At 70.7% G+C, this 12611-nt stretch carries 11 protein-coding genes; 7 read left to right on the forward strand and 4 right to left on the reverse strand.

All coding sequences use genetic code 11. From position 1 onward, the window contains the following. Positions 1 to 8: 8 nt before the first annotated feature. The 3 genes from NAEX_RS42735 to NAEX_RS42745 all read right to left on the reverse strand — a co-directional run bounded on the left by NAEX_RS42735 (position 9) and on the right by NAEX_RS42745 (position 4105). The gene (locus NAEX_RS42735) at positions 9 to 1922 is read right to left on the reverse strand and encodes a fumarate reductase/succinate dehydrogenase flavoprotein subunit (protein WP_096333225.1); all 1914 of its coding nucleotides are present in this window, start codon (positions 1920 to 1922) and stop codon (positions 9 to 11) included. Between the two features lie 24 nt (positions 1923 to 1946). Then, positions 1947 to 2720 carry a succinate dehydrogenase cytochrome b subunit gene (locus NAEX_RS42740; RefSeq protein WP_096333226.1) on the reverse strand — a complete coding sequence of 258 codons (774 nt, stop codon included), beginning with the start codon at positions 2718 to 2720 and terminating at the stop codon, positions 1947 to 1949. Positions 2721 to 3070: 350 nt separating this feature from the next. After that, complete coding sequence (locus NAEX_RS42745; RefSeq protein ID WP_096333227.1) at positions 3071 to 4105, reverse strand: FHA domain-containing protein; 1035 nt, start codon at positions 4103 to 4105, stop codon at positions 3071 to 3073. Positions 4106 to 4601: 496 nt separating this feature from the next. On the opposite strand from NAEX_RS42745, the gene NAEX_RS42750 reads away from it, so the two are divergent. The 7 genes from NAEX_RS42750 to atpC all read left to right on the forward strand — a co-directional run bounded on the left by NAEX_RS42750 (position 4602) and on the right by atpC (position 11061). Then, complete coding sequence (locus NAEX_RS42750) at positions 4602 to 5063, forward strand: F0F1 ATP synthase subunit B family protein (protein ID WP_096333228.1); 462 nt, start codon at positions 4602 to 4604, stop codon at positions 5061 to 5063. Between the two features lie 2 nt (positions 5064 to 5065). Then, positions 5066 to 5764, forward strand: coding sequence for a F0F1 ATP synthase subunit B family protein (locus NAEX_RS42755; protein WP_170136480.1), 699 nt, complete (start codon positions 5066 to 5068; stop codon positions 5762 to 5764). A 55-nt stretch (positions 5765 to 5819) separates the two neighbouring features. Beyond that, positions 5820 to 6371: an ATP synthase F1 subunit delta gene (atpH, locus tag NAEX_RS42760; protein ID WP_096333230.1), complete on the forward strand. Its 552-nt coding sequence runs from the start codon at positions 5820 to 5822 to the stop codon at positions 6369 to 6371. Between the two features lie 82 nt (positions 6372 to 6453). Next, on the forward strand, positions 6454 to 7992 hold the full coding sequence (gene atpA, locus NAEX_RS42765; RefSeq protein WP_096333231.1) for a F0F1 ATP synthase subunit alpha: 1539 nt from the start codon (positions 6454 to 6456) through the stop codon (positions 7990 to 7992). 1 nt (position 7993) lies between these two features. Further along, on the forward strand, positions 7994 to 8920 hold the full coding sequence (gene atpG / locus NAEX_RS42770) for an ATP synthase F1 subunit gamma (protein ID WP_096333232.1): 927 nt from the start codon (positions 7994 to 7996) through the stop codon (positions 8918 to 8920). Between the two features lie 75 nt (positions 8921 to 8995). Beyond that, positions 8996 to 10621, forward strand: a complete 1626-nt coding sequence (atpD, locus tag NAEX_RS42775) for a F0F1 ATP synthase subunit beta (RefSeq protein ID WP_096333233.1) — start codon at positions 8996 to 8998, stop codon at positions 10619 to 10621. A 20-nt stretch (positions 10622 to 10641) separates the two neighbouring features. Further along, positions 10642 to 11061, forward strand: coding sequence for an ATP synthase F1 subunit epsilon (atpC, locus tag NAEX_RS42780; RefSeq protein ID WP_096333234.1), 420 nt, complete (start codon positions 10642 to 10644; stop codon positions 11059 to 11061). Positions 11062 to 11678: 617 nt separating this feature from the next. On the opposite strand, the gene NAEX_RS42785 is transcribed toward atpC, so the two are convergent. Beyond that, entirely contained in the window at positions 11679 to 12542 is an 864-nt protein-coding gene (locus tag NAEX_RS42785) for a D-alanine--D-alanine ligase family protein (RefSeq protein WP_170136481.1), read from the reverse strand. Between the last annotated feature and the right edge of the window lie 69 nt (positions 12543 to 12611).

The following is a 12611-nucleotide window of genomic DNA, read 5'->3' on the forward strand; positions in this document are numbered from 1 at the left end:
TCGACATATCAGGCGTAGCTCCGGGTCGCGAGCTTGACGTTCTTGAACTCGAGCGGCTCCTTGTGGAGGCGCGGCGCGCTGCCCTCGCCGGTGTACTCCCACACCGCGGCGTGCGAGTAGTTGGCGTCGTCGCGCAGCGCCTCGCCGTCGGGCGTCTGGAACTCCTCGCGGAAGTGGCCGCCGCACGACTCGTTGCGCTGGAGCGCGTCGAGGCACATCAGCTCGCCGAACTCGAGGAAGTCGGCGACGCGGCCGGCCTTCTCGAGCCAGGGGTTGAGCTCCTCGTTGGCGCCGGGGACCGCGACGTCGGACCAGAAGCGGGCCCGGATCTCGGGGATCTTCTGCAGCGCGATCTTGAGGCCCTCGGCGGTGCGGCCCATGCCGCAGTAGTCCCACATGACGAGCCCGAGCTCGCGGTGGAACTCGTCGACGGTGGTGCGGCCCTTGATGCCGAGCAGGCGGGTCGTCTGCGCGCGCACGCCGGCGAGGCAGCGCTGGACCTCGGGGTGCTCGACCGTGATCTTGGGCAGCTTGGCCTGCGCGAGGTAGTTGCCGATCGTGTACGGGATGATGAAGTAGCCGTCGGCCAGGCCCTGCATCAGCGCGCTGGCGCCGAGGCGGTTGGCCCCGTGGTCGGAGAAGTTGGCCTCGCCGAGCACGTGCAGGCCGGGGATCGTGCTCATCAGGTTGTAGTCGACCCACAGGCCGCCCATCGTGTAGTGGACGGCGGGGAAGATCCGCATCGGCGTCTTGTACGGATCTTCGCCGGTGATCCGCTCGTACATCTCGAACAGGTTGCCGTAGCGGTCGGCGACGACGTTCTGGCCGAGGCGGCGGACGGCGTCGGCGAAGTCGAGGTAGACGGCCATCTTGCTCGGGCCGACGCCGCGGCCCTCGTCGCACACCGCCTTGGCGGCGCGCGAGGCGACGTCGCGCGGGACGAGGTTGCCGAAGCTCGGGTAGCGGCGCTCGAGGTAGTAGTCGCGCTCGTCCTCGGGGATCTGCTCGGGGCGGCGGGCGTCGCCCTTCTGCTTGGGCACCCACACGCGGCCGTCGTTGCGCAGCGACTCGGACATCAGGGTGAGCTTCGACTGGTAGTCGCCGCTGACCGGGATGCAGGTCGGGTGGATCTGCGTGAAGCACGGGTTGCCGAACCCGGCGCCGCGCTTGTAGGCGCGGAAGGTGGCGGTGACGTTGCTGCCCTTGGCGTTGGTCGACAGGTAGAAGACGTTGCCGTAGCCGCCGGTGGCCAGGACGACGGCGTCGCCGACCCACCCGCGCGTCTCGCCGGTGACGAGGTTGCGGGTGATGATGCCGCGGGCCACGCCGTCGATGACGACCAGGTCGAGCATCTCGTGGCGCGGGTACATCTTGACCTTGCCGGCGCCGATCTGGCGCTCGAGCGCCTGGTAGGCGCCGAGCAGCAGCTGCTGGCCGGTCTGGCCGCGGGCGTAGAAGGTGCGCGAGACCTGGGCGCCGCCGAACGAGCGGTTGGACAGCATGCCGCCGTACTCGCGGGCGAACGGGACGCCCTGGGCGACGCACTGGTCGATGATGTTCACGCTGATCTGCGCCAGCCGGTAGACGTTGGCCTCGCGCGCGCGGAAGTCACCGCCCTTCACCGTGTCGTAGAACAGGCGGTAGATGCTGTCGCCGTCGTTCTGGTAGTTCTTGGCGGCGTTGATGCCGCCCTGCGCGGCGATGCTGTGGGCCCGGCGCGGGCTGTCCTGGAAGCAGAAGCAGTCGACGTTGTAGCCGAGCTCCGCCAGGCTGGCCGCCGCCGACGCGCCCGCGAGGCCCGTGCCGACGACGATGATGTTGTACTTGCGCTTGTTGGCGGGGTTCACCAGCTTCATCTCGAAGCGGTGGCGGTCCCACTTGCCCTCGATCGGGCCGTCCGGGATTTTGGCGTTGAGATCCATGGCGGTGCGGGGGAGCGAGGGGCGTTAGAGGTGGACGAGGCCGGCCTGGACGGCGATCGGGAAGGAGAGGTTGCCCAGCACGATCACGGCGGCGATGGCCCGGCCGATGTTGATGTTGCGCTGGCGCGCGGCTGTCCCCTTGGACAGGCCGAGGGTGTGCAGCATGCTGGCGACCGCGTGGCTGAGGTGCATCGCCAGCAGCAGCTGGGCGACGATGTACGCGCCGGCGACCAGCGGGTTCATGAAGCCGCGCACGAACATGCTGTAGACGTCGTGGCGCACCATCTCCGGCGGGAGCTTGGCGATCAGCTGCTCGTTGTCGTTGCGCACCCAGGTCTGCGTGGCGACGTCGAGGACCTCGTGCAGGTTGAAATCGGCCGGGTTGGTGACGCCGACGGTGAAGTGCAGCAGGTGGTAGACGATGAACGCCAGGACCACGGCGCCGCTCAGCAGCATGAAGCGGGCGGCGGTGCTGGTGACGCGGTAGCGCCGCGGCACCGCGTACGCCTGCGGACGGGCCGCCGTGTTGAGCTTCTTGAGCCGCAGGGCCGCGAGCACGTGCAGCACGAGGCTGGCGAGCAGGACGGCGCGCACGCCCCAGAGCAGCGCAGGCGTGCCCTTGAGGGTCTGCGCGTAGTGGTTCATTGTGTCGGGCCCGAGATAAATCTGCAGGTTGCCGAGCATGTGCACGACGAGGAACCCGACGAGGATTACGCCGGTGATCGCCATGACGATCTTGGCGCCAATCGTGGATCGGGCGAGGGTGCTCAGGCGTCCGGGCCGCTTCGCGTCTGTCATGGGATTGTCCGGTTGGGGCCAGCTGGGCGACCAGGACGGCGGCGCGGGTGCCTCGAGTCGCGACCCGCAGGAGGCGGGAGCTGCCGCGGCATGACGGCCGTTACGGGCCTGGACGCAAGGGGCAGATAGCACAGACGCACGGCGTTGGCTCCGTCAAAGCGCGGTCCGCGGTCGTGTGCATGCGCAAGCGCCAGCGCACCGCGCGGACCGCCGCGAAAGGGGCGTCACGGCCAGGCGCAGCCGCGGGCCGGTCGTCCCGCGCAAACCGGGCGCGCAGCGGCAAAATGGGCGAGGGCGAAGCCGCCGCGACTCGGCGACCGCCGGAGGCCCGGCGCCGCAGGCGTCGCGCGTCAATGGACGCGGATGCGCTCGGCCGGGGTCCAGCTCAGTTCGAAGTGACCGAGCATGACCGGCTCGTTGTGGCGGAGCCGGACGACGCTGTGCGACGGGCCCTCGGTCTCGTGGCCGGGGCGCACGCCGTTGGTGCTGGCGAGGTCGTAGACGAGGAGCGAGTTGGGGCCCTCCTCGGTGACCAGCGCGTGGACGCGGGACAGGTTGCGGCCCGAGCCCGCGAGCGAACAGCGGTCGCTGTAGCGGCCGATCAGGAGGCCGCGCTGCAGCTGCTCGCTGTCGACCTCGAGCTCGCGCGAGGCCTCGGCGCCGCGTTGCGACTTGGACTTCAGCGAGCGCAGGCGGAGGATGCCGCGCGGCTGCGGACGGGCCTCGACGTCGATCGGGCGGTAGCCGCCGAGCTGGGCGACGCTCGGCTCGGCCATCGCCGAGATGGCGAGGCGAATGCCGCCGCCGTCGCGGTCGATGCCGGTGAGGCGCTGAAAGGCTTGATCGGTGGTGCCCTCGAGCAACGACAGGCCCGCGGGGCCGCCGGGCAGCACGACCAGGCCGGTGCGCCCGAACGACAGCGCGACGTGGCCGAGCGCCGAGAAGCCGGGCACGCGCTTGCCGTCGGCGAGGACGATGCCGGCGCGGCCGCCGAGGTCGTAGCCCCGCAGACGCAGGGCGCCCTGGCCGGGCCACGCGGTGAGCAGGATGTGGCGCAGGCTGACGCGCGAGTCGTGCGGGATCGACAGGGTGCAGCGGTTGTGGCGGCCGAACACGAGGGCGTGCGGCAAGCTCTCGGGCCGGCGGATGGCGCGTTGGCCGACCGGGAAGCCGAGCTCGTTGGTGACGACCACCAGGGTGTCACCGGTCGGCGTGCTGCGGACCATTTCGGCGACCACCCCGCGAGCCCGCCCGAACACGTCGATGAGGTCGATCGGCCGCGTGTCGCCCCGCAGATCGGCGTCGATGTCGCGATCACTCTCGTCGTCGTCCGCGGCCAGGGGGCTCATCGCGCGGTCGTACGGGTCGGGCCGTTTGCTGCTCACGGACCAGCAGCGTAAGCGACGGTGGCCGCGAGCGCTATGCAAATTGTCGCCGCCGGGCCGCCCAGGGCGCCTGGCGGCGCGGACCCGGGGGCGGAAACAGCCGAGCGGGCGAGGCCCGCGACGAGGGTCCGAGGTGCGCCGGCTCCGACGCCAGTGGCCCCACAATTCTCACGTTCCGTGACGGTTTATGGGCCCGTTCCGGGAGCGCCGTCCAGACCTGTCCCAAGGGACGATCGAGAGGTCTGGGGATGGCCCCAGGGTGGTGTGCAAGGCCCTGCGACACGGCGCTCGCATGTGAGCTCGCGTCCGTTGACCACCCGCATTTCGCGTGGTAGATGCCCGCCGCTTCTCGGATCTGCCAGCGCGCTCGCCAAAGCCGCCGGATTTTCTCGGGCCGAAGGACTTGCGGCCCCCGGAGGCGCCAGAGTCAGCGCACCGCATCGCTCCGCCAGGCCCCACGGCCCGCGGGCGGCACCCCGAACAAGCTCACGGCCCCATGCACGCACCTCTCTTCGCCGCAGCAGCCGCTCCCGTCGTCGACATCGACGGCACGTTCTTCATCCAGGCGGGCATCTTTCTCCTGTTGATGGCGATCCTCTATCCGCTGCTGTTCAAGCCGTGGCTCGCCACGCAGGCGCGGCGCGAGCAGGCGATCACCGGCACGACGGCGGCGGCGACGGATCTCCGGACCCGGGCCGACGAGGAGGGGCGCCGCTACGAGACCCGCCTGGCCGAGGCCCGCGCCCGGGCCGCCGGGATCCGCTCCGAGGCCGTGAAGGGCTCGGAGTCGGAGCGCCAGCGCCAGCTCGCCGAGGCGCGCGCCGCCGCGAGCAACGAGTCCGAGGCCCTGCGCGAGCGCCTGACCCGCGAGGCCGAGGCCGCCCGTGCCACCTTGGCGACGCGGGTCGAGGAGCTGGCCCAGGATATCGCCACCAAGTTGCTCGGGAGGACGGTGTGACCGTGCGTCGCGCGCTTCAACAGTTTTCTGCGCTCACCAGCCTCGCCGTCGGTTCGTTCATCTGTCTGATCGGGCAGGTGGCGGCGGCGTCGCCCGCCGCCCACGAGCCGGTCGGCCACGAGGCCGCCGAGGTCGCGTCCGAGGCCGTCCACGCCTCCGAGCACGTGGTCCACCACCACGGGATCACCTGGTTCAACTGGCCGAACCCCGAGGACCACCGGGTCGGTCTGGCGTACCTCCTGATCAACTTCCTGGTGCTGGCGTTCCTGCTGCACCGGCTGATCATCCGCAAGCTGGTCGCCGACAACGCGGCCCGCCACGACGCGATCAAGGCCCAGGTCACGGCGGCGCAGCAAGCGATGTCCGAGGCCGAGTCGGTGCTGACCGAGTACAAGCGGCGGGTCGACCGCCTCGACCAGGAGACGCGCGAGATCCTCGAGCAGGCCCGCGTCGGCGCCGAGGCCGACCGCCAGCGGCTCTTGACCGAGGCGCGCGCCGAGGTCGAGCGCTTCAAGGCGCAGGCGATGGCTGCGGCGCAGCGCGAGGTCGCGCTGCGCAAGCAGGCGGTCGAGAACGAGGTCCTCGACCGCGCCATCGCCCGCGCCGAGGAGCTCCTGCGCGCCCGCTTCACCGACGCCGACCAGGCCCGCCTGGTCGACGACTACGCGGTCGAGGTCGTGAACGGCCGCCCGGCGGCGTGAGCACCTTTCCCGGCCCACGGGCCCCGACACCGAAACCACTCCAGGACGAGCTCTCATGATCCCCGGCAGCCTTGCCCGTCGTTACGCCCGCGCGCTCCTCCAGCTCGCGGACACGCCGATCCAGCGCGAGATCTTCGGCCGCGACATCGCCAGCTTCGTCCGCGTCGCCGCGACGCACGAGCTCGGCAAGCCGTCGCTGATGGACGTGCTCGACTCGGGCGCGTACCTCGTGGCCGAGCGCCGCGCGATCCTGCAGAAGGTGCTCGAGCGGATGTCGCTCGACGCGACCGTGGCCAAGTTCCTGTTGTTCGTGTTCGAGCGCGGGCGGATCGCCGGCGTGCCGCAGATCGCCGGGCAGTACGCCGAGATGTCGGACGCGCTGTCGGGCCGCGTCCACGCCAAGCTGACGTCGGCGCGGCCGCTGCCCGCCGACGCGGTCAACAAGATCAAGGCGGCGCTCGAGCGCGCCACCGGCAAGACCATCCTCATCGAGTCCGCCGTCGACCCCGAGCTCATCGGCGGCGTCGTCACCCAGGTCGGCAGCGTCGTCTACGACGGCAGCCTGAAGACCCAGCTCGGAAACATCCGCAACTCTCTCCGCGGCTAGCCTCCGGCTTCTCCCGCGACCCCGTCACCCCATCGATCCCAACTTCAGGTCCAGCCGCCCCGGCGGACCGCGCGAGCGCACCATGGATATCAGAGCCGACGAGATCAGCCGCATCATCAAGGAGCAGATCCAGGGCTACGAGACCAAGGTCTCCGTCGAGGAGACCGGCACCGTCCTGACGGTGGGCGACGGCATCGCCCGCGTGTACGGCCTCGACCAGGCGATGGCCGGCGAGCTGCTCGAGTTCCCCCACGGCGTGAAGGGCATGATCCTGAACCTCGAGGAGGGCAACGTCGGCGTCGCGCTGCTCGGCAACGACCAGCTCATCAAAGAGGGCGACGTCGTCAAGCGCACGAAGCAAATCATGAGCGTGCCGGTCGGCGAGGCGCTGATCGGCCGCGTCGTCAACGCGATCGGCGAGCCGATCGACGGCGGCGCGCCGCTCACCGGCGTCGAGATGAAGGTGGTCGAGGTCAAGGCGCCCGGCATCATCACCCGCAAGTCGGTGCACGAGCCGATGCAGACCGGCCTCAAAGCCATCGACTCGATGATCCCGATCGGCCGCGGCCAGCGCGAGCTCATCATCGGCGACCGCCAGACCGGCAAGACCGCGATCGCGATCGACACGATCATCAACCAGAAGGGCCAGAACATGGTCTGCGTGTACGTGGCGATCGGTCAGAAGCAGTCGACCGTCGCCATGGTCGTGGACCGCCTGCGCCGCGAGGGCGCGATGGACTACACCATCGTCGTCGCCGCGACCGCGTCCGAGTCGGCGCCGCTGCAGTTCCTCGCGCCGTACACCGGCGTGACGATGGGCGAGTTCTTCCGCGACCGCGGCGGCCACGCGCTCCTCGTCTACGACGACCTGTCGAAGCAGGCCGTCGCGTACCGCCAGCTGTCGCTGCTGCTGCGCCGCCCGCCGGGCCGCGAGGCGTACCCGGGCGACGTGTTCTACCTCCACAGCCGCCTGCTCGAGCGCGCGTGCAAGCTGTCGGAGGCCGAGGGCGCGGGCTCGCTGACGGCGCTGCCGATCATCGAGACCCAGGCCGGCGACGTGTCGGCGTACATCCCGACCAACGTCATCTCGATCACCGACGGCCAGATCTTCCTCGAGTCGAACCTCTTCTACCAGGGCATCCGGCCCGCGGTGAACGTCGGCATCTCGGTGTCGCGCGTCGGTGGTGCGGCCCAGGTCGCGGCGATGCGCCGTTACGCCGGTCCGCTGCGCCTGTACCTCGCGCAGTACCGCGAGCTGGCCGCGTTCTCGCAGTTCGCGTCCGACCTCGACAAGGCCACGCGCGACACCCTGGCTCGCGGTCAGCGGCTCACCGAGCTGCTCAAGCAGGACCAGTACCAGCCGCTCTCGGTCGCCCAGCAGGTCATCTCGATCTTCGCCGGTACCCGCGGCTTCCTCGACGACCTCGAGCTGTCCGAGGTCCGCGACTTCGAGCGCAAGCTCCACGCGTGGATCAAGGACAACCGCGCCGACGTGATCGACCACGCCAACAAGGCCTCGAGCAAGCCGGAGCTGGTCGAGCTCGACAACCTGCTCGAGTCGGCGATCAAGACCTTCAAGGCCGAGTACCTCCGCGACCCCGCGCGCAAGCAGAAGGCATGACATGGCCAACCTGAAGGAGATCCGGAACCGGATCACGTCGGTCAAGAACACGCGCAAGATCACCTCGGCGATGAGCCGAATCGCCGCGGCGCGCCTGGTGAAGGCGCAGCAGGCGGCGATGGGGGCGCGGCCGTACGGCGAGCGCCTCGACCAGGTGGTCGGCTCGCTGGTCGCCAGCCTCGGCAGCGGGGAAGGCGAGGGCGACGCCGGCGAGGCGGGCGCGGCGCACCCGCTGCTGCTGAAGCGCAGCGGCAACGGTCGGGTCGTGATCGTCCACATCACCGCCGACCGCGGCCTGGCGGGCGGCTTCAACGCCAACCTCAACCGCGCGGTGGTGGGCTTCATCCGCAAGGAGCGCGAGGCCGGCAACGACGTCGTGCTGCTGACCGTCGGCAAGAAGGGCCGCGGCTTCTTCCAGCACAGCGGGCAGAAGATCGTCCGTCACCACGACGCGCCGACGCTCGGCGACCTCGTCGTCAAGGCGAAGATGGTCGCGGCCGAGATCATGGCGATGTTCACCGGCGGCAAGGAAGGCGGCGACACCGAGCTGCCGCAGGTCGACCGGGTGTACTTCGCCTACAACTACTTCAAGAACGTGCTGACGCAGCAGCCGAAGATCGAGGTGCTGCTGCCGTTCGAGTCGCGCGAGATCGTCAACGACGAGCGCGTGCTGCCGGTGCTCGAGCCCGGGCGCGACGCGCTGCTCGGGCACCTGCTGCCGATCGCCGTCGAGTCGCGGCTGCAGCAGGCGTTCTTCAACTCGATCGCCGGCGAGATCGCCGCCCGTCGCACCGCGATGGACTCGGCGTCCGACAACGCGACCCAGCTCATCCGCGAGCTGACGCTGTTCTACAACCGCGAGCGCCAGGCCGCGATCACCAAGGAACTCATGGAGATCATCGGCGGCGCCGAGGCCCTCAAGGGCTAGACGGGCCAAGCGGCCCGAGCGCCTCTCGAACTTCCGCCAGTCATCTCGGCCCGTCGGGCCGCTTTTCGGAGCACCATGTCGAACCTGCCGCCTCCGCCGTCCAACCCGCCGTCTGGCCCCCTGGGTAAGGCCAGCATCTTCAACACCCCCGCGTCCTTCCTCGGCGGCGCCAAGCCGGCGAGCGGCACCCCGCCGCAGAGCGCGACGCCCGGCGTCAACACCGGCAAGATCACGCAGGTCATCGGCCCCGTGGTCGACGTCGAGTTCTCCGGCTCGCTGCCCGAGGTCAACACCGCGCTGAAGGTCACCAACCCGCGCATCAACGACGCGACCGACAACCTGACCCTCGAGGTCGCGCAGCACCTCGGCGAGCGCACGGTGCGGACGATCGCCATGGACACCACCGACGGCCTCGTCCGCGGCATGGACGTCCGCGACACCGGCAAGCCGATCATGATGCCGGTCGGCAAGGGCGTGCTCGGCCGCATCATGAACGTCACCGGCGACCCGGTCGACGAGCAGGGCGCGATCGAGGCGACCGAGTTCCGCCCGATCCACCGCCACGCCCCGCCGTTCACCGAGCAGAGCACCAAGGCCGAGGTCCTCGTCACCGGCATCAAGGTCATCGACCTGCTCGCGCCCTACCGCCGCGGCGGCAAGATCGGCCTGTTCGGCGGCGCCGGCGTCGGCAAGACGGTGCTCCTGATGGAGCTCATCAACAACGTCGGCAAGAAGTTCGGCGGCTACTCGGTGTTCGCCGGCGTCGGCGAGCGCACCCGCGAGGGCAACGACCTGTACTTCGAGATGATGGAGTCCGAGGTCATCAAGGCCGACTGGGACCACAAGACCCGCAAGGTCCACAAGGTCCACAACGACCAGAGCAAGGTCGCGCTGGTCTACGGCCAGATGAACGAGCCCCCGGGCGCCCGCGCCCGCGTCGCCCTCAGCGCCCTGGCCCAGGCGGAGTACTTCCGCGACGAGATGGGCCAGGACCTGATGCTCTTCATCGACAACATCTTCCGCTTCACGCAGGCGGGCTCCGAGGTGTCGGCGCTCCTCGGTCGTATCCCCAGCGCGGTCGGTTACCAGCCGACGCTGGCGACCGAGATGGGCGGCCTCCAGGAGCGCATCACGACGACCAGCAAGGGCTCGATCACCTCGGTGCAGGCGATCTACGTCCCCGCCGACGACCTCACCGACCCGGCGCCCGCGACCGCGTTCACCCACCTCGACGCGACCACGGTGCTCAGCCGCGCGCTGACCGAGATCGGCATCTACCCGGCCGTCGACCCGCTCGACTCGACGAGCACGATCCTCACCCCCGAGGTCGTCGGCAAGGACCACTACGAGACCGCGCGCAAGGTCCAGCAGGTGCTGCAGAAGTACAAGGAGCTGCAGGACATCATCAAGATCCTCGGCATGGACGAGCTCTCGGAAGAGGACAAGCTCACCGTCGCCCGCGCGCGCAAGATCCAGAAGTTCCTCAGCCAGCCGTTCGACGTCGCCAAGGTGTTCACCGGCAACGACGGCGTCCAGGTCGAGCTCTCCGACACGATCCAGAGCTTCCGCGAGATCGTCGAGGGCAAGCACGACGCCCTGCCCGAGGACGCCTTCTACATGGTCGGCGGCATCAACGACGTGATCGCCAAGGCCAAGCGCCTGGCCGAGGACGAGGCCAAGAAGGCCAAGGCCGCCGGCTGAGCCGGGAGTAGTCCACCGTCATGGCCGAGACCACGATTCAGCTCGACATCCTCACGCCGCTGGGCCCCAAGCGCCACGGCGTGGTGGTCCCCGGGGTCGAAGTCCCCGGCCTCCTCGGCGAGCTCGGCGTCCTGCCCGAGCACGTCCCGTTCATCACGCCCGTCGTCCCCGGCGTGGTCCGCTTCCGCGACGGCGCGGAGTCGGTCCGGATCGCCGTCGGCGCCGGGTTCCTCGAGGTCACCCGCGACAACCGCGTGGTCATCCTCGTCGAGCGCGCGCTCGAGGTGTCCGAGATCGACGCGGGCAAGGCCCGCGAGGACCTCAAGCGCGTCCAGGCCGAGCTGTCGCACGACCTCGGCTCGATCGACGCGGCGGAGCACCGCAAGCTGGTCACCGAGCAAGGCTGGCTCGAGGCCCAGATCCGCGCGACGCAGCCCTGAAGGCCCACGAGGCGAACGCAGAGACCGCGCGCGAGGCGACTCGCCGCGGTCTCTTCGCGTTCCGGCCGCGCTCGGGCGAGCCTCGGGCCGAACGCGGCTCGCTGTCAGCGGCGCGGGGCGAGGGGGAGCACCGCCGCGCTCGCTCGACCGGCAGGTCAGGTCGAGCTTCGCCGACACCGGCGGCTTCCTCGACGACGTCGAGGGTCCGCGACCCCGAGCGCTGCTCGTGCATCGCTGCCGTCGACCTCCGGGGGGTTCCTTCCGCGGGGCACGAGCGAGAGCCGCGGGGAGGGCGTCGCGGCGAGGGCTGTCTTCAGAGACAGGCCGGCGCTGGCGTCGGCGGCTGCGAGCGCCTCGGGCGAGGCGGCTTCCCTGGACACTTCCCGTCCTGCGTCCTGCGCCGCGCGGGCCGCCGGCGGGCGCGGCGTCTGCAACGCTCGAGGCACCGGCCAGGGACGCGCGGCCCCGAAGGGCGGGCCGTCCGCGGCGGAGGCGAGCCGAACGCCGGGCTCTCGCGAGCGCGCCCTCGCAAGACCTTTCGGACAGGTCTTCGAGGGCAGGCGCTGGGTGACAGGTCGATAAGGACAGGTCCTCGGGAGCAGGTCCCCAGAGACAGGTCACTGCAGCGCGGCCGGCGAAGCGGCTTCGACGACCGGGGCCGGGGCGCGGCGGACGCTGCGGGTGGGGGCGACGCGCTCGGGCACGTCGACGAGGCCGCGCAGGAGCTCCTGGACGAGGGCCTCGTAGCGCAGGCCGGCGGCGCGGGCGACCCGGGCGACCACGCCGGCGCGGCGCAGGTCGGGGCAGGGCTCGGCCTCGAGGATGACCTCGTTGTGGCGCGGGTGGACGAGGATGTCGACGCGCGCGGCCCCGCGGACCAGGCCGAGCGCGCGAGTGGCGTGCTCGGCGAGGTTGCCGATGCCCTTGAGCTGGCTGCGGGTGAGGCCGGGCGGGCAGGTCATGGCGCGGATCTGCGCCAGATCGTCGGCCTCGCGCACGACCTCCATCGCGCCCAGGACCTTGCCGTGCAGGAGCACGACCTGGACCTCCCGACCCAGGACGGCCCGCTCCAGCAGGAGCTCGTCGCTGCCCCCCGCGGCCTGGCTGGCGTCGGCGACGGCGTCGGCGTCGGTCAAGAGGCGCACCCCGGCCGCGTGGCTGCCGCGACGGGGCTTGAGGACGCAGGGCCAGCCGAGCAGGCCGATGGCGTGACGGCTCGGCGGCTGCGCGCCGCCCAGGACCACCGTGGTCGGGACCGGGAGGCTGTGATAGGCCAAGATCTGGCGGGCGCGCAGCTTGTCGTAGGCGAGGCCGGTGACCTGCGCCGAGGGGCCGACGAACGGGATCTTGCGCAGCTCGAGGAGGGCCTGGATCCGGCCGAGCCCGCCGGCGAGGCCGTGGGCGGCGAGCAAGCAGGCGCGCAGGCGGGCCCGCCGCAGGCCGAGGTCGAGCGCGTCGTCGGTGGTCAGCGAGACGGGCACGAGGCCGAGCCGGCCCAGCGCTTCCGCAAGATCGCTGCCACTTTCGCGGTCGATTTGGCTATCATTGTC

Source organism: Nannocystis exedens, assembly GCF_002343915.1.
Taxonomy (GTDB): Bacteria; Myxococcota_A; Polyangia; order Nannocystales; family Nannocystaceae; genus Nannocystis; species Nannocystis exedens.

Bases quoted from the DNA above. Each gene is read 5' to 3' on its own strand.
- NAEX_RS42735 (WP_096333225.1), bottom strand. From the start codon at position 1,922: ATGGATCTCAACGCCAAAATCCCGGACGGCCCGATCGAGGGCAAGTGG.
- NAEX_RS42740 (WP_096333226.1), bottom strand. From the start codon at position 2,720: ATGACAGACGCGAAGCGGCCCGGACGCCTGAGCACCCTCGCCCGATCC.
- NAEX_RS42750 (WP_096333228.1), top strand. From the start codon at position 4,602: ATGCACGCACCTCTCTTCGCCGCAGCAGCCGCTCCCGTCGTCGACATC.
- atpH (WP_096333230.1), top strand. From the start codon at position 5,820: ATGATCCCCGGCAGCCTTGCCCGTCGTTACGCCCGCGCGCTCCTCCAG.
- atpA (WP_096333231.1), top strand. From the start codon at position 6,454: ATGGATATCAGAGCCGACGAGATCAGCCGCATCATCAAGGAGCAGATC.
- atpG (WP_096333232.1), top strand. From the start codon at position 7,994: ATGGCCAACCTGAAGGAGATCCGGAACCGGATCACGTCGGTCAAGAAC.
- atpD (WP_096333233.1), top strand. From the start codon at position 8,996: ATGTCGAACCTGCCGCCTCCGCCGTCCAACCCGCCGTCTGGCCCCCTG.
- atpC (WP_096333234.1), top strand. From the start codon at position 10,642: ATGGCCGAGACCACGATTCAGCTCGACATCCTCACGCCGCTGGGCCCC.